The organism is Pseudomonas sp. GW822-FHT07A10, from assembly GCF_058798795.1.
Genome location: NZ_JBXAKV010000002.1, coordinates 95,446 through 115,282, shown reverse-complemented (window position 1 = coordinate 115,282; position 19,837 = coordinate 95,446). Strand labels below are relative to the sequence as shown.

At 61.3% G+C, this 19,837-nt stretch carries 15 protein-coding genes; 3 read left to right on the top strand and 12 right to left on the bottom strand.

Annotation, left to right across the window (positions count from 1 at the left end):
• The first annotated feature begins 84 nt into the window (after window positions 1-84).
• Window positions 85-1,524 (top strand): cardiolipin synthase, encoded by a 1,440-nt coding sequence (cls, locus tag AC1RL4_RS03980; RefSeq protein WP_019580359.1) that lies wholly within the window; start codon window positions 85-87, stop codon window positions 1,522-1,524.
• Here the strand turns inward: cls and cfaB are convergent.
• From cfaB to hflK (AC1RL4_RS03955), 5 genes are all read right to left on the bottom strand, one after another.
• Complete coding sequence (gene cfaB, locus AC1RL4_RS03975; protein WP_230174625.1) at window positions 1,521-2,705, bottom strand: C17 cyclopropane fatty acid synthase CfaB; 1,185 nt, start codon at window positions 2,703-2,705, stop codon at window positions 1,521-1,523. The genes cls and cfaB overlap by 4 nt on opposite strands.
• 203 nt (window positions 2,706-2,908) lie before the next feature.
• Complete coding sequence (locus AC1RL4_RS03970; protein ID WP_230174627.1) at window positions 2,909-4,819, bottom strand: heavy metal translocating P-type ATPase; 1,911 nt, start codon at window positions 4,817-4,819, stop codon at window positions 2,909-2,911.
• On the bottom strand, window positions 4,816-5,874 hold the full coding sequence (hflK, locus tag AC1RL4_RS03965; protein ID WP_230174628.1) for a protease modulator HflK: 1,059 nt from the start codon (window positions 5,872-5,874) through the stop codon (window positions 4,816-4,818). Before hflK (AC1RL4_RS03965) ends, AC1RL4_RS03970 begins: the two co-directional genes overlap by 4 nt.
• Entirely contained in the window at window positions 5,871-6,926 is a 1,056-nt protein-coding gene (gene hflC / locus AC1RL4_RS03960) for a protease modulator HflC (protein WP_026331807.1), read from the bottom strand. Before hflC ends, hflK (AC1RL4_RS03965) begins: the two co-directional genes overlap by 4 nt.
• Window positions 6,923-8,887, bottom strand: coding sequence for a protease modulator HflK (hflK, locus tag AC1RL4_RS03955; protein WP_230174661.1), 1,965 nt, complete (start codon window positions 8,885-8,887; stop codon window positions 6,923-6,925). Before hflK (AC1RL4_RS03955) ends, hflC begins: the two co-directional genes overlap by 4 nt.
• A 211-nt stretch (window positions 8,888-9,098) precedes the next feature.
• On the opposite strand from hflK (AC1RL4_RS03955), the gene lpdA reads away from it, so the two are divergent.
• Window positions 9,099-10,499 carry a dihydrolipoyl dehydrogenase gene (gene lpdA / locus AC1RL4_RS03950; protein WP_018927339.1) on the top strand — a complete coding sequence of 467 codons (1,401 nt, stop codon included), beginning with the start codon at window positions 9,099-9,101 and terminating at the stop codon, window positions 10,497-10,499.
• Between the two features lie 44 nt (window positions 10,500-10,543).
• On the opposite strand, the gene AC1RL4_RS03945 is transcribed toward lpdA, so the two are convergent.
• Window positions 10,544-11,017, bottom strand: a complete 474-nt coding sequence (locus AC1RL4_RS03945; RefSeq protein WP_019580354.1) for an Lrp/AsnC family transcriptional regulator — start codon at window positions 11,015-11,017, stop codon at window positions 10,544-10,546.
• A gap of 144 nt (window positions 11,018-11,161) precedes the next feature.
• On the opposite strand from AC1RL4_RS03945, the gene AC1RL4_RS03940 reads away from it, so the two are divergent.
• Window positions 11,162-11,791, top strand: coding sequence for a LysE family translocator (locus AC1RL4_RS03940; protein ID WP_019580353.1), 630 nt, complete (start codon window positions 11,162-11,164; stop codon window positions 11,789-11,791).
• Window positions 11,792-11,794: 3 nt separating this feature from the next.
• Here AC1RL4_RS03940 and AC1RL4_RS03935 read toward each other — a convergent pair whose 3' ends face one another.
• The 6 genes from AC1RL4_RS03935 to AC1RL4_RS03910 all read right to left on the bottom strand — a co-directional run bounded on the left by AC1RL4_RS03935 (window position 11,795) and on the right by AC1RL4_RS03910 (window position 19,808).
• The gene (locus tag AC1RL4_RS03935; protein ID WP_019580352.1) at window positions 11,795-13,927 is read right to left on the bottom strand and encodes a hypothetical protein; all 2,133 of its coding nucleotides are present in this window, start codon (window positions 13,925-13,927) and stop codon (window positions 11,795-11,797) included.
• A complete protein-coding gene (locus AC1RL4_RS03930; RefSeq protein ID WP_230174630.1) occupies window positions 13,914-15,107 on the bottom strand; it encodes a DUF3142 domain-containing protein in 1,194 nt (397 codons plus the stop codon). The genes AC1RL4_RS03935 and AC1RL4_RS03930 overlap by 14 nt, the downstream gene beginning before the upstream one ends.
• Window positions 15,108-15,236: 129 nt before the next feature.
• Window positions 15,237-15,614, bottom strand: coding sequence for a DUF6124 family protein (locus AC1RL4_RS03925; protein WP_230174632.1), 378 nt, complete (start codon window positions 15,612-15,614; stop codon window positions 15,237-15,239).
• A 439-nt stretch (window positions 15,615-16,053) separates the two neighbouring features.
• Complete coding sequence (locus AC1RL4_RS03920) at window positions 16,054-18,084, bottom strand: 2Fe-2S iron-sulfur cluster-binding protein (protein ID WP_230174634.1); 2,031 nt, start codon at window positions 18,082-18,084, stop codon at window positions 16,054-16,056.
• A 63-nt stretch (window positions 18,085-18,147) separates the two neighbouring features.
• Entirely contained in the window at window positions 18,148-18,774 is a 627-nt protein-coding gene (locus tag AC1RL4_RS03915) for a glutathione S-transferase family protein (protein WP_018927332.1), read from the bottom strand.
• Window positions 18,775-18,905: 131 nt separating this feature from the next.
• The gene (locus tag AC1RL4_RS03910; protein ID WP_028940081.1) at window positions 18,906-19,808 is read right to left on the bottom strand and encodes a LysR family transcriptional regulator; all 903 of its coding nucleotides are present in this window, start codon (window positions 19,806-19,808) and stop codon (window positions 18,906-18,908) included.
• Window positions 19,809-19,837: the final 29 nt, after the last annotated feature.

Below are 19,837 nucleotides of genomic sequence, written 5' to 3'. Positions count from 1 at the left end.
CGGTTCATGGGCCAATTAAATAGCGACATTCTGCCCGGAACATGGTCTGTTAAGCATTGAATCTTCAAGGAGCAAGACTGCCCCATGGATTATTTCGGACCGCATGTATTCGGTTATCTGATCGCACTGTTGCACACACTGGGCTCGATCGCCGCCATCCATGCCGTGTTGACCGTTCGGACCGCTCAGGGCTCGATCGCCTGGGCCCTGTCACTGCTGTTCATTCCCTACCTCACGCTGATCCCGTATCTGGTCTTCGGCCGCAGCACCTTCGATGGTTACATCAAGGCCCGACGGCAAGCCAACGAGGAAATGCGCAAGGCCATCTCCGAACTGAACTGGCGCCCCTGGGTAGAAGAGGCACTGGCTGCGCGTGCCTCCAGCGCTTACGCGTCTTTGCGGGCCATGCCGAAGCTGGGGCGCATGCCATGCCTGGCAAACAACGATGTGCGCTTGTTGATCGACGGCCAAGCCACGTTCGATGCAATTTTCGACGCCATCAGCAACGCCCGTAAAGCGGTGCTTATCCAGTTTTTCATTATCCACGATGACCGCCTCGGCCAACGCCTGCACACCCTGCTGACGAAGAAAGCCGCCGAGGGCTTGGCGATTTACTTGCTCTACGACCGCATCGGCAGCCACTCCCTGCCCCACGAGTATGTGCAACCGTTGCGAGATGCCGGTATCGAGGTCAAAGCCTTCGCCACCCGCAGCGGCTGGCTCAACCGCTTTCAGGTGAATTTCCGCAACCACCGCAAGATCGTAGTCGTCGACGGGCTTGTCGGCTTTGTCGGCGGGCTCAATGTCGGCGACGAGTACATGGGCGAAAAACCACCCCTGGCGCCCTGGCGCGATACCCACGTGCAAGTTCGCGGGCCGGTGGTGGCCTGCATGCAGGAGTCCTTCGCCGAAGACTGGTTCTGGGCAGCCCGCTCGCTGCCCCCGCTGATCCTGCCAGACGTTTATCCAGGTGACGGCGTGCTCTGCCAATTACTGGCCAGCGGCCCGGCGGATTCCTACGAAACCTGTTCGCTATTCTTCGTCGAAGCCATCCATGCGGCGACGGAACGCGTGTGGATCACCAGCCCTTACTTCATCCCCGACGAAGCAGTGTTCGCCGCGTTGCGACTCGCGGTGCTACGCGGTGTGGATGTACGGATCCTGTTGCCGTCGCGGCCGGATCACCGGATCGTCTACGCCGCTTCCAGCCTTTATGCCTTCGAAGCCGTACGCGCCGGGGTGCGCGTGTTCCGTTATCAGCCCGGCTTCCTGCATCAGAAAGTGGTGCTGATCGACGACGAGATCAGCGCCATCGGCAGTGCCAACATGGACAACCGTTCGTTCCGGCTGAATTTCGAAGTGATGCTGCTGACGGTCGACAGCGGGTTTGCCGCCGAAGTGGAGCAGATGCTCAACAACGACTTCGCCCAGGCTCACGAAATCGCCAAAGAAGAAAGCCGGGAGACCCACCGCCTGCAACAGGTCGGCATGCGGATCGCCCGGCTTATTTCGCCGATTCTCTAGTTGTAGATGTCGTCGCGGGTCCACGGCAGTTCATGGCTGCCATCGGGATGGGCTTTCACCGCGAGGATTTGATGCAGGTTGATCCAGCCCCTGGCGAACGCATAGGCGCACCCCGCCAGGTACAACCGCCAGATCCGTAGCGCCTGCTCCGGCACCAGTTTGGCGGCGGCTTCCAGATTGTCTTCCAGGCGTTCGCTCCAGTGGTCCAGGGTCCGCGCGTAATGCAGGCGCAGGCTCTCGACGTCGACAATCTCCAGCCCCGCTTCGCTGATCTCGGCGGAGATCATCGACAGGTGCGGCAGCTCGCCGTTGGGAAACACATACTTCTCGATGAACTCACCAGCGCCGCGCCCGACCGGACGACCGTCGGTGTGTTTGGCGGTAATCCCGTGGTTCATCACCAGACCGCCCTCTTTCACCGCGCCGAACAAGGTTCTGCAGTATTCGGCCAAATTGGCGTGGCCGACGTGTTCGAACATGCCGACGCTGACCACCTTGTCGAAACGCCCGTCCTGAGGCAGATCGCGGTAGTCGAGCAGCTGCAGTTCGATCTGGTCTTCCAGGCCTTCGGCTTTCACCCGCTCACGAGCCAAATCCAATTGCGCTTGGCTGAGCGTGATCCCGAACACCTTCGCGCCGAACTCCCGCGCGGCATACCGCGCCAACCCGCCCCAGCCGCAACCGACATCCAGCAGATACTCCCCTGGCTGCAAGCGCAACTTGCGGCACAGGTGGCGAAACTTGGCTTGTTGAGCCTGCTCAAGGGTTTCACTGCCGGTCTCGAAGTAGGCGCAGGAATACGCCATGTCGCTGTCGAGCCACAGCTGATAGAACTCGTTGGAAAGGTCGTAGTGGTAGGAGATGGCTTTGGCGTCGGTTTCCTTGTCGTGAACCAGGCGCACCGGTTGCGCATCGTCGTCTTCGCTGATCAGCGCCTGACTCCATTCATCGCAGACACGAATCACGTCGCTGATGGAGCCTTCCAGCTCCAGTTTGCCTTCGACGAACGCCGCCCCCAGCGCGTCGAGGCTCGGATGGGTGAACTGGGTAACCATGTGCGGGTCCTTGACCACAATGGTGACGCTGGGCGTCGGCCCCAGGTTGAACTCATGGCCGTCCCAGAGTCGCAAGCGAAGCGGTAACTGCAAATTCTGTAAGGCCGGTGGAAGTTGCGCGAGCATGAAAAGTCCCCCTTGTTTCAGACGTCAAATCTGAGGGTAGACCATCCTTGAAAAATAGCAGGCTATCGAATTAATAGCCTTTTTCTATTCCCGGTGTTGCCACCAACGGTAAAGCCCAGCCAACCGGCGAACCTTGTAATGACCCGCCTCTAACCTAAAAGACTACAAACCCGGCACACAGTTCTGAAAAGTTGAGTAGTCGCTCACACCTCATCCTTAAGCTTGAGTAGGGGTTCCTGAAAGCGTAGCAAACGCCCGGCATTACCGAGCACCAATAACGTGCTCAAGTTGTGCAACAGCGCGGCAATCATCGCCCCGGCCGCGCCCAGCCAGCCGAATGCGGCGAAGGCGACAATCGCCAGGGTCCAGCCCAGACCGATGACTACGTTCACCTGTAAAGTCTGCCGGCATTGGCGACTCAGGCGCACACAGGTTCCGAGCCGGCGCAGGTCGCTGCCGATCAGTACGATATCGGCCGAGGCCAGCGCGATGTCCGCGCCGCCCGCGCCCATGGCCACGCCGACCACACCGGCCTTCAGCGCCAGGGAATCGTTGATGCCGTCTCCCACCACCATCGGCCGGAAACCGCTGTCGATTTCTTTCAACACGCGATTGAGTTTGTCCTCGGGCAAGGCCTGGGCTTCGACATCGCTGATGCCCACATCCCGGGCCAGCGTATGAGCCACGCTTTGTCGATCCCCGGTCAACAACAACTGACGACCCAGGCCCAGTTCACGCAACTCGCTCAGGGCAAACCGCGCCTCGGGTTTGACGCTGTCGGCGAGCAACAGCCAGGCGAGAAATTCACCGTTGAGTGCCAGCCCCGCAATCGGGCCATCGTGGCCGGGAACAGCTGAGGTGACGATGCCCAATTGCGCGAACAGCTCCGGACGACCGAGGGCCGCTTCGCCCTGCTCCGTCATCGCCACGACACCCAGCCCCTGACGCTCGCGGATGTCGGAGAGCAGCAGAAAATGTTCCTGAGTGACCAACCCGGCCAACGCGCGGCTGACCGGGTGGCTGCTGGCAGAGCCAAGGCTGGCGGCGAGTTTCAGTACGTGACTGCGATCTTTCAGCGGACTGTCGATCGATTGCAGGCGCAAGGTGCCGAACGTCAGGGTTCCGGTCTTGTCGACCACCAACGACGTCAGGTCAGCCAACTCTTCGAGGAACGCCGAGCTGCGAATCAGAATCCCGTGCCGAGCAGCGACCGCCACCCCGGCAATCGCCGTGGCCGGTGCCGACAACACCAGCGCGCAAGGACAGGCCGCCACCAACACCGCAAGCATCGCCTGGGCATCGTTGGTGACGAACCAGGTCACGGCGGCCAGCAGCAACACCAGCACCATGTAGCTGCCGGCGTAGCGTTCGAGCAAACGGGTGATCGGCGGCTTGGAGCGTTCGGCGTTTTGCATCAGCGCGATGACTTTACCCAGTGTCGACTCGTGACCGGTGCGGGTCACTTCAATGCGCAACAAGCCATCAAGGTTGATCGCTCCGCCGAACACCGGCATGCCCACAACGGCCTCTATGGGCACCGACTCACCGGTGATCGATGCAGTGTCGAGGCTCGCCTGACCGGACAACACCCGACCATCGGCCGGCACGCGATCACCCGCACGCACCTCCACCAGGTCGCCGGCCTTGAGTGTGCCGTTATCGACTTCAACGATAGCGCCGTCAGCCTGAATCTTGCGCGCATGGCTACGCGTCAGTTTGCCGAGGGCATGAATCGCTTCCTGTGAGCCGATCACGCTGCGCTCTTCCAGCACATGGCCGAAGATCATGATGATCGGCAGCAGTGCCGCAGTAAGCAGATCGCCAGTGGCCCAAGCGCCGAGCATGGCCAGGGCAATCAACTGATCGGTGATCCCGTGCAGGCTCGGATAACGCAGGCTGTACCACGCCGAACGCATGACCGGCACGGCCACCAGCAACGAAGCAAAACCCAACAGCAATTGGCTGACCCCGGTCTGCTCCGGCAACAACCAGCGCCAGATCAGGCCGAGCGCAAGCAAGCCCAGTGCAAGCATGGCCAGGGTCAACTGGCGCGCGGCGCTACGTTGTTCAGCCGAAGACAACATGCTCGGCGCGGCGGCGGTTTGGGCAGTCATTGCGCAGCTCCCTGAATGATCAGGCGGGAATCGTCTTTCGGATCGACCGTCGTCACCGAACCGGCCTGCCCGAGAATCTTCGGCATCCGCTCACGGTAAATACGCAGCAGCATTTGCGGATCGGTGCCCTGCTGTTGCGCCTTGGCCAGGCTTAATACTGTGGCGGTGTCGGTGGAGGCTTTGGCCAGGCGTTCGCTGGCCTGAGCGTGAGCCACTTGCAGCGTGCGGTCGGCTTGTTCATTGGCGGACTGAGTCAGCTTCTCGGCTTCCGTGCGCGCATTGGCCACGGCCTTGTCAGCTTGCTGGCTGGCAGTTAACACGGCGTTGAACGCGCTCACTGCCGGGCCGGGCAGACTCGATTGCACATCGACCCGCGCCACTTCGATACCCAAGCCCTGCCCGGTCGCCGTCAGTTCGGCCAAGCGTTGATTGATGCCTCGCACCAGATCGCCGCGCAGACGTTCGCGACGTTCGGCAGCCTGATTGTCGGCACCGATCAGTTCCGGTCGAGCCACCAGAATGGTGTCCAGGTCTCGCGCCGCGGTGAGTGCCACGGCACTGCGCGTCACCAGTCGATCCAGAGCCGGCAACACATGCTCACCCTGAAGAACGAAGGCATAGGGCTCAGTGACTTTGTAGAACACCCGCACATCCAGCTGCACCACGCCCGCGTCACCGGTCAGCAGATAACCGGAGCCGGCGAGCGCATCGCTGAGGGGTGTGGCGAAGCTCGCCACCCGGTCGGCCTGCAACGCGGCATCGGTGCGCAGCAGATTTTCCACCCGACGCTCGATCACCCGGTCCGCTGCCGGCAACAAAACCACCTGCTCAAACGGTCGCGGCCACGCCAACAGCAAACCGGAATTTTGAATGCGATCCAGTGCACCGAAATGCAGCACCACGGCACGATTCTGCGGGTCGATCTGCCGCACATTGGAAAATGCCCACGCCAAAGCAGCCAGCACGGTCACGGCGTAAAGCGCGAGAAAAGCCAAGCGCCCGGCCTGAATCCAGGGGCTGCTCAATTCATTTGTTCCACGTGGAACCAAACTCATGGCTGCGACCCGGACTTGTTATCGAGCGTCGGTGGGCCGTCAACCAACACCCGGAACGGCGCCGCATCAGTGCGCAAAATCAGTTTGGTGCCCGGTGCGACGATGGTGCCCAAGGTGTCGAGCGAACGCAGCAAATTGTAGAGCTGCGGTGAGCCTGCGTAGGCCCGGCCGTAAATCTGCGCGGCTTCGACGCGGGATTGGGCTTCGATGTCTGCGGCCTTTACCGTCGCATCGGCTTGTACGATTCGCGCATCACGCTCGGCTGCGGAGCGGATTTGTGCGGCTTCGCGTTTACCAATGGCTGTGCGTTCAGTGGCGATTGTTTCACGCTCGGCGCGCATACGATCGACCGTCGCGGTGAGCGTCACCGATGGCAGAGTCAAGCGCTCGATACCGACTTGCAGCACTCGCACGCCATAGGTGGTGAGCAACTGCTGATCGATCTGCTGGCGCAGCTGCGCTTCGAAGTCGGCGATGTGCACCTGGTTGGCGTCGGTGTTCACCAGGTTGGCCAGGTCGAAACTGCTGGCCGTGGTTTCCAGCGCCGAGCCGACAAAGGTACGAATCTGCCGCGCGGCTTCATCGGGTTGATTCTGTACAGCGCGCATAAAACGTTGCACGTTGTCAGGGTCGCCCTGTACCTGCCAGGCCACGTAGGCTTGCACGATGATGCGCAGACCGTCGCGCGTGCCCACATCCTGCAAACCGCTGGAGGTGGTGCGCAGCCGCAGATCCACCGGGATCGCCGCCTCAAACGGCGCCGGCCAACGCCAGCCAAGACCCGGCTCCAGCAACACCCGCGATGGATTGCCAAAGCGCGTAATCACCGTGGCCTCCCCCGAGCGCACTTGCACCAGGCTCGCCGCCGCAATGGCAAAGGCCACCAGCAGCGCCGCCCAGCCCATTCGCCGCCACGGAAAAGGGCCAGCTTCGTGCGGATCACCATGGTGGTGATGGTGATGATGACCGTGGTGATGCCCGCCATGGCCGTGATCGTGGCCGGCGTGGTCATCGTGGTCGTGATGATCGTGAGTAGGCGTCGACTGGCTCAATGGGCGGCTCCTGGCTGAGCGGTATTACGCGACGGCGCAGGGTCAGCCGGCAGCGTGAATGTACGTAGGTCGATGGTCGGCGCATTGCTGCTGCCACCCAGACGGTGATCGAGAACCAGCAGCTTGGCGTTAGCCAAACCCTGGGTCAGTTGGCTGAGGTATTGCTCCAGCACGAAGGCTTGGCCGGCACTGGAATATGCCTTTCGCTCAGCGGCAAATTTCAGGTCGGCGGCCTGAGCGCTTGAGTTGATTTCATGGGCACTGGCCGTGGCTTGATCGCGAGCGATACTGGCCTGCAATTGCGCCTGGTTGGTTGCCTCCGCTGCGGCACCGAGCTCGCGGGAGATCAATGCCTGGGCGCCAATCTGCGCTGCTTGAACGCCGTGATAAGCATTGGCAGCCCCCGCTGGCGGATGAATGGCCTCGACCACCGTGGCGAGAATTTCCACGCCGCTGTCGAGTTTTTGCAGATCCGCTTGCACGGCGCGGCCGATTTCTTCAGAGAGCCCTACCCTGTCTTCGCCGAGCAAACCGTCGAGGGTTCTTGAGGCGAAGTCATGAACCAGAATCCGGCTGGCGGTGCTGCGAATCAGCGTCGGCACGTCGGCGCTGTTGTACGTCGCGGCCAGAGCCGCTTGATCGCTCAGACCGATGCGATAGACGAAGCGCACGTCCATATTGACGATCTGAAAGCTCTGCTTGTCGGCACGGCTGCTGGCAATCACCTGGGATTTGTCATTCACATGGCTGGCGTCCCACAAGCGATTGGCAATGGCCGGTGCCGGGCCTTCGGCAGGTTCGGCCGCGACCGGGGCCGATGCTTCGCCCACGCTGGTGGCCAATTCATGGACTACGCCGTTCTCGACGCTCAGCACGCGACCCAGCGGCCACGGCAAACCGGCGTGCAAACCGGGCCCAAACACTTCCACCGGTTTGCCGAAACGTTCGTAGATGCCCCGCCCCTGTAGCGGTATTTCATGAATGCCGGTGAGTGACCAACCGACGATTGCCACCACCGCCAGCACCGGCAAAAACGCCCGGCGCATGTAGGTGAAGGCCCAGATTTGTCGCAGGTCGATACCGAAGCGATTGTGCAACTCGTGCTGCAATGCGAGCAGGGGCTGTGGTGGCCAGCGCAACATATCGGCGACGAAGCTTCGCGCCAGCAAGGTCGGTTCAAGCTGTTCACGACGGGGGCTGAACAGTGACAACACAGCGCGCAGCAACAACTCGATGGCGACCAGCCCCGGCAACAAGCCGATCAGCACCGCCAGACGCACCGGCCAGACGGCTGTTTCGCTGCCGAACAACAGACACAAGGCGCTGAGCACCAGGCCAATAATCGCGACCCGCGCCAGCTGCGCCAACGACCCGGCCTCAGGCCATTGGGCGACATTTTCCTGCGCCAGTTGCCGCTCCAGTACCAGCAAACCGAACGCCAGCAGCAACGACAACGCCGCGCCGACACTGGCCGATAATCCCAACGCAGCGGGTGGCAAAGCGAGGTTCCAGACCTGCTCGATGCTGTACAAACTCAACAACGCCCAGCCACCAAGCCAGAGCGTCGGTGCACCGATCTGCCCCAGCAAGCGCAGCCAACGCTGACTGATGCCGTCCAGCAACCGCTCGTACCAACCTTCGGCGACAACGACTTCTTCAGTGATAGCCACCGGCACCAACGCGGCCGGATTCATCGCGCGTGCACGCCACTGCGTTACCCACCAGGCCGACTGCAGACCGGCGACCAACACCAGCAAACCGGCGCTCTGATTGACCAGCAACGCGGGCCAGAGCGATTGCGGTGCAAACAGCCCGACAAAAAACGCCAGCACCAGCCCTGCGGCCGCCAAGGCACCCAAACCGATTGCCCATTGGCGCAATCGACGTCCTTGAACGACCGCCTGCTGAAAGCGCGGCAGCCCTGCTATCTGTGCTCCATCGCCATCGAGATCGACTTGCATACCACCCCAGCCATTGCTCACATCACAATTCGTTACGATATAACGAAAATGGTGAAATTTTCGTCCTGAATCGTTCTATCTAAAAGCGCTGAACCTGTCGCCAAGCTGAAGCCTTGACCGAAATGGAGAGAAACGCACATATTACGTTCGTAATTTTTTATTGAAGACTACTTTTTATCGATCCCGTCCCTCTCAATCCAGGAGTTGCACCATGAGCACCTATGACGTCGTGATTCTGGGCGCCGGCCCCGGCGGTTACAACGCAGCGATCCGCGCCGGGCAGTTGGGCTTGAAAGCGGCATGCGTGGAAGGCCGCGCCACCCTCGGCGGGACCTGCCTGAACGTCGGTTGCATGCCGTCCAAGGCATTGCTGCATGCCTCCGAGCTCTACGACGCGGCCATGGGGGCGGAATTCGCCAACCTCGGGATCGAGGTTAAACCTGTGCTCAACCTGGCTCAGATGATGAAACAGAAGGATGAAAGCGTCACAGGGTTGACCAAGGGCATCGAGTTTCTGTTTCGCAAAAACAAGGTCGACTGGATCAAGGGGTGGGGCCACATCGACGGGCCGGGCAGCGTCACAGTGACCGACAACCAGGGTGGCAAGACCCGGCTGAGCGCCAAAGACATCATCATCGCCACCGGTTCCGAACCCACTCCCCTGCCGGGCGTGGACATCGACAACCAACGCATCCTCGACTCCACGGGCGCGCTGTCGCTGGCTGAAGTACCGAAGCACCTGGTGGTGATAGGCGCTGGAGTGATCGGCCTGGAACTGGGTTCGGTATGGCGGCGCCTGGGTGCTCAGGTGACGGTCGTCGAATTTCTCGACCGAATCTGCCCGGGAGTGGATGCTGAAGCCGGTAAAACCCTTCAGCGCTCATTGAGCAAGCAAGGCATCCGCTTCAAGTTGAGTTCGAAAGTCACCAGCGCCACCTCCTCGGCGAGCGGAGTTCAACTCAGTGTCGAACCGGCCGCAGGTGGCACCGCCGAGCTGCTGGAAGCCGACTACGTGCTGGTGGCTATCGGTCGCCGTCCTTACACCCAGGGCCTGGGGCTGGAGAACGTCGGCCTCGCCACCGACAAACGCGGCATGCTCGCCAACAAGGGCCACCGCACTGAAGCCGCGGGGGTCTGGGTGATCGGTGACGTCACCTCAGGGCCGATGCTCGCCCACAAGGCCGAAGACGAAGCCATGGCCTGCATCGAGCAAATCGTCGGCAAGGCTGGCGAGGTCAATTACGACCTGATCCCCAGCGTGATTTACACCAAACCGGAGCTGGCCAGCGTCGGCAAGACCGAAGAACAGTTGAAGGCCGAAGGTCGCGCCTACAAGGTCGGCAAATTCCCCTTCACCGCCAACAGCCGGGCGAAGATCAACCACGAAACCGAAGGCTTCGCCAAGGTACTGGCCGATGAGCGCACCGACGAAGTTCTCGGTGTACACCTTGTGGGCCCAAGCGTCAGCGAAATGATTGGCGAATATTGCGTGGCCATGGAGTTCAGCGCCTCGGCCGAAGACATCGCCCTGACCTGCCATCCGCACCCGACCCGCTCCGAGGCCTTGCGCCAGGCGGCGATGAATGTGGAAGGGATGGCGACGCAGATTTAGAACGATCAAAAGATCGCGGCCAAAGACTGCGATCTTTCGCTTTTTCAGTCAGGCAAATGCCCCAACGGCAACGCTCCCGGCGTCTTCACCGTGTGAATTGCAAAATTGCTGCGGATATCGCTCACGCCAGGCAATTTCAGCAATCGCCCGGTGAGGAAACGGTCATAGGCGCGCAAGTCCGGTACCACCACTTGCAGCAGAAAATCCGACTCCCCGGACACCAGAAACGCCGAAATCACCTCAGGCAATGCCGTCACGGCCAGGCGGAACGCTTCGGCTTGTTCATCGTTATGCCGTTCGACCTTGACCCCGACAAACACCGTCAGCCCAAGGCCCACTTCATCTCGATCGAGGTTGGCCTGATAGCCACGAATCACACCGGCCTCTTCCAGCATCCGGACCCGGCGCAAACAGGGCGAGGCCGACAAGCCGATCTCATCGGCCAGTTGTACGTTACTCAGGCGTCCGTCCCGTTGCAGCGCCGTGAGAATTTTGCGGTCGTAGGCGTCCAGTTTCATGTTTTGGCAGATCCTGATGGTTCGATCATCACAAACTGGCAGGTTATGCCAAATATCGAAGCTTTAGAAGCTGACTACGCAACCACCTGCCCTGCCCCTCGGCCGTAGACTGAACCCACCAGATCGACAACGAATGGGGGCAACATGACAGAACTCTGGCTGTTTTTCATGGCATTGACAGTGGTGTACCTGTTGCCGGGCCCGGACATGATTCTGCTGTTGCAGACCGGCGCTCGTCAGGGCAAAGGCGCGGCGCTGGCCACGGCATTGGGGCTGGGCGTGGCGCGCGGTTGTCATGTGGCATTGGCGGCATTGGGTTTGGCGACGCTGTTCAGGACTGCGCCCTGGACCTTCGACGTGGTGCGCCTGGCCGGCGCCGCGTACCTGCTCTGGATCGGCATTCAGTGCCTGCGCACCACGATGCTGCCGAGCTTGAACGGTGCAGACGCAACGACCGATAAACCACGGTGGCCGGAGGCGATCCAGCGCGGTTTGCTGACTAACCTGCTCAACCCCAAGGCGCTGCTGTTTTGCTCGGTGCTGCTGCCGCAGTTCATCAACCCTCAAGCCGGACCGGTGCTCGCGCAATTTGCGACCCTGGGCATGATGCTGGTCGGCGTCGGCTTGCTGTTCGACAGTGCCTACGCGCTGGTCGGCGCTGCGTTGGGCCGTTGGCTGCAACGCAGTCCATCGGCCCAGCGGGTACAGCAGTGGTTGTTTGGCAGCCTGTTGATTGGTTTTGCTGTGCGGCTGACCTTTGTTCAACAAGCTTGAGCGTTATCGCGCTTTCCGACGGCGGCGACTGATCAACAACAGCGCCGCTGCCGTAACGGCCAACACAGCGCTGATCAGCAATGGTTTTTTGTAGGGCCGCAGCGTGGACCGCATAGCGTCGGTGACCTGGGTCACATAGCGCTTGTCGGCGTTCTGGAAGTCCGGCTCCTGGCATTGATGACCGAAATCACCGGCCCAGACCACATAGGGCCCCTCCTCGACATAACGACGATAGAACGCGCTTTGCTCTTGCAGGCTGGTGCCCCACCCCGAGGCCTTGCATAGCACCGAAGCAAACGCCTGACTGCTGTGGGGCAAATGATCGGCAGCCCTACTCGCCAGAGCCGTGGCGACATAACGGTAATGGAAACGCTCATCAGGTTGCGCCACCGTAGCTTGCTGACGCTGCACTTCGCCCTCGGTCATCAGCGGTCCGACCTTGAGCTCCGGAGCTTCCAGGCTGTAATTGCCACCGAAGGTCACGTAATCCGGGGACATCTCGTAGCCCAACAGCTCCATTCCATCGTAGCGAGCCAGCGTCGCGGCGTAGTAGTAAGCGAATGCCTTGGAGGTCGGCCACCATTTGGATTCGGCCTCCTTGCGCAATTGCCCATACCATTTGGCCTTGGCCTGCAAATCCGGGTTGTCGAAGTAAGCCGGAGCCTCATCGTATCGCTCTTCACGCAATAAACGCCGCCCGAGCAGATTGCGCAGGCTCGCGGCCACCGGCAACGGCACATAATTGTCGCGATCCTGCTGGCTGAGCGGTGGCGGTGCCGGCACCTGGGTGTCGACGTACTGCTTGAGTTCATCGAGGGTCAGCACCCGCTCGGCCACGGTGGCCGCGTCGAACCAGTAGATGCCCTGGCTGCGATAGAGCTGATCGAAGGCCTGCAGGTAATCCCCGCGTTGCAGGGCCAGAATCGCGCTTTCACCCTCGACCCGGCACTTGGGCTGGAGTGTTTCGTAATCCCAGTCGGGCGTGCGCCGCTCGCCCCAGGATTCGTTCTGCGGGAAGGCCTGGGCGGCTTTGGCATAGGCCGCTGCGGCGGCGTTTTTGTCGCCATCACGCACCGCCAGCTTCGCCCGCAACCACCACGCAAGGCCACCGTCACCAGCCTGTTCGAGGAAGGCTTTGGCGCTGGCGTAATCGCCCTGTTGATAATTCATCGCCGCCAGGCGATCGGCATTATCCAGACTGCCACGGGTGCTGCTTTGCAGCAGTTTGATCAGTTTCTGTTCGTTCGGCGGTTGATCACCGAATGACCAGCCCAGCCGACTGATCAACGACGCCGTCACCAGTTGCTGCACCGCTTTGCCCTTGAGCAACCCGGCCAGTTGCTCGTCAGGCATAGCGGCCAGATCGGCCATCAACAGCTTCAGCGAGGTGTAGCCCACCGCCGAGCCGTGAAGGTTCTGCGTGGCGTAGAGTTGGATGGCGTTGTCCCAGTCACCCGCAGTGCGGGCCACTCGCGCTTCTTCGCCGAGGCTGGCGACCCCCAGTTCCAATGGGTCGCTGAAGCCGTCGATGCTCAGTTGACGGGTCTGCTCGAAGGCCTTGCGGGACTGAGCCATCAGGTCAGGGGTCGCGCCTGTTTCTGAACTCATGGCAAACAGCGACCGGCCCAACGAGTACGCCGCCCAGGTGCTACGCAACGGGCGTTGTTCCGCCGGCAGCGCCAGCACTTTCTGGAAGTAGTCGGCGGCCAGGCCATGGTCACCGGCGTTGAACGCCACGGCGCCAGCCAGATAGAGCCTGTGCTCGGCCGGCAGATTCGCGCCTTGCTCTTCAACCTGACGGGCATCGGTCAGGCTGCGCAGTTGTTTCACCAGCGCTTGCTGCTCAGGCGTCAGACCGGCCTGTTCAGCGGTATCGCGCTGATGGGTGTAATCAGGCGCATCGCCGTAACCGTCCCCCGGAATGTTGGTGGCGGCGGTGACATTTTTCAGTCCCGCGATGGCATGCCCGAGGCGGCTGATCTCAAGGTTGAAGTTGCCTTCCGGCAGTTCCGCCAGCGACTGGCCACGGTTGTCCAGCAGGCGCATGGGGAAGTCCGGCCCGCAGGCCAGCGCCGAACCCAATGGCAGGCTGAGGCTCAGGCAAAGCACATGGCGGGGCCAGTTACGGGTAAACATTCGAACCTCCTTGATCAATGTGTGCGCAGCGAGCCCAACCGATGGCGCGCTGCCCGCCGGCCGGGATTCGACCGTCACGCAGGCGGGTGAAGGTAAGCAGATCCGGGCGCTGTTGCAACGCATAACCGGCCAGCGCATCGGCGCCCTCGCAGCCCTGCACCGCCAGCGTCAGGCGTTCGGGCCAGGCACTGTCGAGGTTGCCTTGGTTGCTGAGGCTGATGTCATAGAGGCCGTCCTGCGCCGAGAGCTTCAGGCCCATACGACTGTCGAGCGTATCGCCACGCGCCACAGCGATTAGCGTGGTCAGGCTCCAGGCCCTGCGATCATTGGCCAGGGGCAGGCGAAACCAGATCAGCCCGGCCAGATGGGCCGGTGGATCGGCGCGCAACTCGGCGCCGAGCTTGCTCAGTTGCTGCGGGTCTGCCAGCAACTCCCGACGTTCGCCGCCTTGCTCGATGGGCACTTCGCTTTCCACGACCGGCGCGCCACCGGCTCCTGGCAACAGCGCCACGCCATAAGCCGGCAGCGCCAGATAAAACGGTTTCGATGTGTTGCGACTCCAGGCCCTGACCCACTGCCATGCCTGAGCCGGGTCGAATAGCCCACGCCGTGGATCGCTCACCGCGTGCACCTGCAACACGCTGCTGTCGACTGTTGCCAGCAACGCCGGCAATTCAGAACTGTCGAGCCAGGCCGGCAACGCCGTGATGCTCAGTGGCAAGGACGCCGGCAGAACGCCACGCAAATGGGTGAGGAATTCGCGGTAGGCCGGTAACCGGGCGTTGCCCGCATCGTGGTCGATTTCCACGCCGGAAAGGATCAGCCCCTGCCCTTGCCAATCGCTGAGCACCTGCTGGATCTGCGCCGTGACTTCGTCCCGGTCCAGCCCATTGAGCTGGCCATCCAGACGAACCACCGCAATCAGCGGTCGGCCATCACGCTTGAGCAGCGCCGGATCGATCCGCGCCCGGCTCCAGCCAGACTGTGGAAATGCCTGCAAGGCCAGCACGCGCAAAGTCGAGAAATCGGTGTGGCTGTCGCGCAGCGCGGCGTCATGCGCCGGCGTCCATTGCCGTTGCCAGACATAGAGTTGCTGATCGAGCGGCGGCGCGTCCGGTTGCTCGCAACCGTTGAGCAACAACGCTGCCAGCAAAACGATCAAGCGTGTGAAAAAGACCATGAACACCAATCCCTGAAATGCAAAAAGGGCCTCCCAAGGCCCTTTGTCGCTCTGCTCGTTACCCTACTCAGCTATCGGCTTGCGGGCAATGATCACCTGACTTTTCGCCACTACCGCTCCCACATCAAATCAGCTGTGTGGCGCTGGTTTTGGTATGGCGACGTTATCCAGCATCCGGTTCACCGCCAGTTCCGCCAGCATGACGATCTGTTGAATCGCCATCGCCATATGCCGGTGCGGCCCTTCCAGATACCCCGCAAAATCACTCGCCATGACACTGGCCTGGGCCAACGATTCACAAGTGTGGGCCAACAGGTCTTCGTCTTTGATATCCGGCGCAACCATAAACATCGTGCTCGGCTTGCGGGCGACCGGTGCTTTGAGGGCTGAGGGGTTGAGGTAGTGATCGAGCGCGCGCTCGGCGGCTTCGTTGAGCTTTTTTGAATCGAGGGATTCGTAGGGGGAAACGTCGTCCGCTTCGGGCGGATTTGGGGTTGCTTTGAACATGGTGACACTCCATTCGAGAACTGGAGTTCGCCAACACTGCGACCAAGCAGAAGGGTGGCGAACCATACGCGGGTTGGTCGACCAGGGAATGGAACCCGGCAGGGCCTAAGCCCTCCCACGCACAGCTCGCCATGAAGCAAGCACAAAAGTGCGCCATTCTAAACCTGGGCGACCAAACCCGATCACTGAATTTGCAGCGACCCCCAAAGCCTATCCCCCGGACTTCTGACACGACAACCGCTAGAACTTGTCGGATTCGTCCTTCAGAACGGCCAAATCTGTAGGATGTTGGCAAATATTTTCAGGTCAGCCGAGACCTAATGTGGGAGCGGGCTTGCTCGCGAAGGCTGTTTAACATTCAACATGGGAGTTGTCTGATACACCGCTTTCGCGAGCAAGCCCGCTCCCACAGAGGGATTTTCTGTGTTGTCTGGTTCAGTTACAGATCCAACACCAACGGCTGCGAACCCTGCGCCGGCACCGCACAACAAATCAGCACCTCTCCCGCATCGGGAACCTCCGCCGGAGGCTGTGGATAATTCACCTCTCCGCTGATCAACCGGGTTTTGCAGGTCCCGCAAGAACCGCCGCGGCAACTGAATTCCGGGCGTAAGCCACGGCTCTCCGCCAACTCCAGCAAACTGCCGCCGTCCGGCTGCCAACGCGCTTCTTTGGCAGAGCGCTGGAACACGACGGGCACCGAAACGGTAGCGGCCGGCAATTGCTCGATGACCACCGCGTCCGGGTCCGGCTTGCGACGCAGCGTCGACGGGCCAAAGGTTTCGGCATGAATCCTTGAATCAGGGACATCCAGATCCCGCAGGCTGCCGTACAGCCCCTGGGTAAAACTTCCCGGACCGCACAGGACAAAATCCACCTGGTCGTAGTCCTCCACCTCAAGAGTGGTCTTGAGCAAGTCGGCGTCGATGCGCCCTGTCAGGTCGTAATCTTCACCCTCACGGGCATCGGACTCCGGCTGACTGAGTAAACGCAGCACCCGCACCTCATCACCGAGGCCGTCGAGCAGGCGATCCAGCTCAGGGCGAAACGGTTGATCGGCCAAGGTCCGCGAGCTCTGGAAGAACCACACAGGACGGATGCGCCGCGTGCGCAGGCCTTGATAAACCACCTCCCGCAGCATCGACAGCAGCGGCGTGATCCCCACGCCGGCAGCCAATAGCACCAGCGGCCGACGCTCATTCGGCGCCACGGTGAAATGCCCTTGAGGCGCGCGGGCTTCAAGCACATCGCCGACACGAATCTGCTCATGCAGGTGCGAGGACACCAGGCCTTCACGCTTCACGCTGATGCGGAAAAAGTCATCGGATGGCGCGCTCGACAAGCTGTACGTGCGGATGTGCACATCGCCTGCGATGTTGAACCGCAAGGGCAAATGTTGCCCGGCTTGAAACACCGGCAATCCGGCGCCATCGGCAGGTTCCAGATAGATCGAACGGATGTTGTGGCTCTCCCGCTCGATGCGCGTCACCCGCAGCGGCCGCCAGCGATTCCCCAGCGCCTGGGCTTGCAGGCGTGCATTCGCCTGCGCCCAGGTGCCGGTCAGCAGACTGGTGGGCGACACGCCGTCAAAGCGCCAGCGCAAGGCCAGTGCCGCGGGCCGACGCACCGCGTGCTCCACCTCGAATGTCCACAGCCGCTCAGCCCCTTGAAAGGCTTCGATCTGCGGGCCTTCAAGGATGACTTGCGTGCGACCACTGAGGTGCAGCAAATCGCCCGAATCGAAATCGATGAACAGCAAACCGGCCCGAGGGTTGATCAGCAGGTTGCCCAAGGTATTGAAGAACAGGTTGCCGGCGAAGTCCGGGATGGTCAGGCGATTGCCTTCTATCTGGACGAAACCGGCCTGGCCGCCCCGATGAGAAACGTCCACCGAGCGTTGGCCATCGACGTCCACATAGCTGGCGACAAAGAAGGTATCGGCGCTGGCAATCATGGCTTTGGCCGCGTCATCCAGCCCATTGAGATGCTGCGCGATACGGGTCTCCGGATCCGCCAATGGCACCGAGCGAAACTGGCGCAATTGAATGTATTGCGGGCAATTGCCGAAGGATTGCTCCACCGTCACCTCGAAGCCGCTCGCCGTTACAGCGCCGACTCGACCATTGAGACGGTTGCGACGTCGGGTGTGCAGCTCGATACCGAGCAGACCGATCGCCGCCCCGTCTTGCAGTTGTGCAGGGTCGTCGCGACCGGGCAGGCTGCCGATCTGCAACAGCCCGGGCTCGGGGGACTTCGCAAAGCCCGGCGCCCCTTCAAGAATACTGGCCCAAGGGTTGCCGTCGGCATCCACCGCGCCGTACAGCATGAACGGCAGTTGCTGATAGAACGTGCGGTGCTGGTCCGGCATCTCGCCGCGAATCACCCTACGACCCAATGCCTCCATTCGATCGACGACACCCACATGGGCCTGCAATTTTTTCTCGCCTGCGTGCCAAGGTGAACGTTCCATAACGGCTTCTCCCCTGCGCTCATCGCGCAATAAGAACGGCCCGACTGAATAGGGCCGTGAACATCAGGCAGTTTTTTGCAAACCGGCGATGGTGCGCGGCATGCCGACAAACCCTGGCAAGGCTTCAACGCGCGCCAGCCAGGCGCGGATGTTGGCGTAGTCGTCCAGCGACACATTGCCTTCCGGAGCATGGGCGATGTAGCTGTAGGCGGCGATGTCGGCGATGGTCGGCTCGCTACCGGCCAGATAGGCCGTTGCGCCCAGTTCCTGATCGATCACTTTGAGCCAGGTGTGAGAATAGGCGATCACCTCTTCAGCGTTGTAAGGCGCACCAAATACAGTGATCAGCCTTGCCCTGCCGGGGCCAAAGGCAATCGGCCCGGCGGCGACCGACAACCAACGCTGAACCTTGGCTGCACCGACCGGATCGGTTGGCAGCCAGCGACCGTTGCCATATTTTTGCGCAAGGTAGACCAGGATCGCGTTGGAGTCGGCCAGCACCATGCCTTGATCCTCAATTACCGGGACCTGGCCAAACGGGTTGAGCGCAAGAAAATCCGCTTGTTTGTGTGCGCCCTTGGCCAGATCGACGAAGATCAGCTCGGTCGGCAGTTGCAACAACGACAGCATCAGCTCTACACGGTGAGCATGGCCGGAACGGGGGAAGTTGTAGAGTTTGATGGCTTGCATGGTCGACTCCGCTGGGTGGTGGCGCCGCTCAGGAAAGATCAGCGCCGATGGAGCGCTATCTTCCATCCACAACCAAAGCAACAGAATAACCAGCAAACGCAATCCATTATTTCATCCAGTGCAATAAACCTTCAGCCGTGCAGGGCCGGGTGTTCGCGCAGCCCCTTCACCGCAAAGTCCACAAAACTGCGAACCCGCGTCGGGGCCTTGCGCCCACCCTGGTAGACCACATGAATGGGCAATGGCGGCAGTTCGAAGTCAGCCAGGACGATTTCCAGCTCACCGGTGGCGATCTTGCTCGCCACTTGATACGACAGGACTCGGGTCAACCCCAGGCCCATGGCGGCGGCAGTGATCGCCGCTTGATTGGCAGAGACCACCAGACGTGGCTCCGGACGAACACTGACCGGCTCTCCCGCCTCAAGGAACGGCCAGCTTCTGGGCTGCCCGATGGACGAGGTGGCGATGATCGGGGCGCGGCTCAAGTCTGCCGGATGCCGAGGCCGACCATGGTCAGTCAGGAAACCGGGGGAAGCGCATATCACCCGCCGTACTTCGCCCACTCGAATGGCATGCTGATTGCTGTCAGGCAACTCACCGATGCGCACAGCCACATCGATGCCCTCCTCGACCATGCTCACCACCCGGTCGACCAGTACAGCGTTGATGCTGACTTCAGGAAATTGAGTCAAGTAACCGACCATGAGCGGCGTGACGAACAAATCGCCGAACAATACCGGTGCCGTGATCGTCAGTTGCCCACGGGGCTGGGCATGGCTCCCGGCGGCCGAATCCTCGGCTTCCTGCACCTCGGCGAGAATTCTCCGACAGTCCTCCAGATAACGCTGACCTGCCTCGCTCAAATGCACGCTACGGGTGGTGCGCGTCAGCAACTGGGTGCCAATGCGCTGCTCAAGCGCCGCCACTGCCCGGGTAACGCTGGCCGCCGACATCCCCAAACGCCGCGCCGCCGCCGAGAAACCTTGATCCTGGGCGACAGCGGCGAAGACCTGCATTTCCTGGAATCGGTCCATCGGATATGTCCTTCGTTCAGGTAAAAAAA

Coding starts and splice junctions, on each gene's coding strand:
- cls (WP_019580359.1), top strand. CDS start 85: ATGGATTATTTCGGACCGCATGTATTCGGTTATCTGATCGCACTGTTG.
- cfaB (WP_230174625.1), bottom strand. CDS start 2,705: ATGCTCGCGCAACTTCCACCGGCCTTACAGAATTTGCAGTTACCGCTT.
- AC1RL4_RS03970 (WP_230174627.1), bottom strand. CDS start 4,819: ATGACTGCCCAAACCGCCGCCGCGCCGAGCATGTTGTCTTCGGCTGAA.
- hflK (WP_230174628.1), bottom strand. CDS start 5,874: ATGAGTTTGGTTCCACGTGGAACAAATGAATTGAGCAGCCCCTGGATT.
- hflK (WP_230174661.1), bottom strand. CDS start 8,887: ATGCAAGTCGATCTCGATGGCGATGGAGCACAGATAGCAGGGCTGCCG.
- lpdA (WP_018927339.1), top strand. CDS start 9,099: ATGAGCACCTATGACGTCGTGATTCTGGGCGCCGGCCCCGGCGGTTAC.
- AC1RL4_RS03945 (WP_019580354.1), bottom strand. CDS start 11,017: ATGAAACTGGACGCCTACGACCGCAAAATTCTCACGGCGCTGCAACGG.
- AC1RL4_RS03940 (WP_019580353.1), top strand. CDS start 11,162: ATGACAGAACTCTGGCTGTTTTTCATGGCATTGACAGTGGTGTACCTG.
- AC1RL4_RS03935 (WP_019580352.1), bottom strand. CDS start 13,927: ATGTTTACCCGTAACTGGCCCCGCCATGTGCTTTGCCTGAGCCTCAGC.
- AC1RL4_RS03930 (WP_230174630.1), bottom strand. CDS start 15,107: ATGGTCTTTTTCACACGCTTGATCGTTTTGCTGGCAGCGTTGTTGCTC.
- AC1RL4_RS03925 (WP_230174632.1), bottom strand. CDS start 15,614: ATGTTCAAAGCAACCCCAAATCCGCCCGAAGCGGACGACGTTTCCCCC.
- AC1RL4_RS03920 (WP_230174634.1), bottom strand. CDS start 18,084: ATGGAACGTTCACCTTGGCACGCAGGCGAGAAAAAATTGCAGGCCCAT.
- AC1RL4_RS03915 (WP_018927332.1), bottom strand. CDS start 18,774: ATGCAAGCCATCAAACTCTACAACTTCCCCCGTTCCGGCCATGCTCAC.
- AC1RL4_RS03910 (WP_028940081.1), bottom strand. CDS start 19,808: ATGGACCGATTCCAGGAAATGCAGGTCTTCGCCGCTGTCGCCCAGGAT.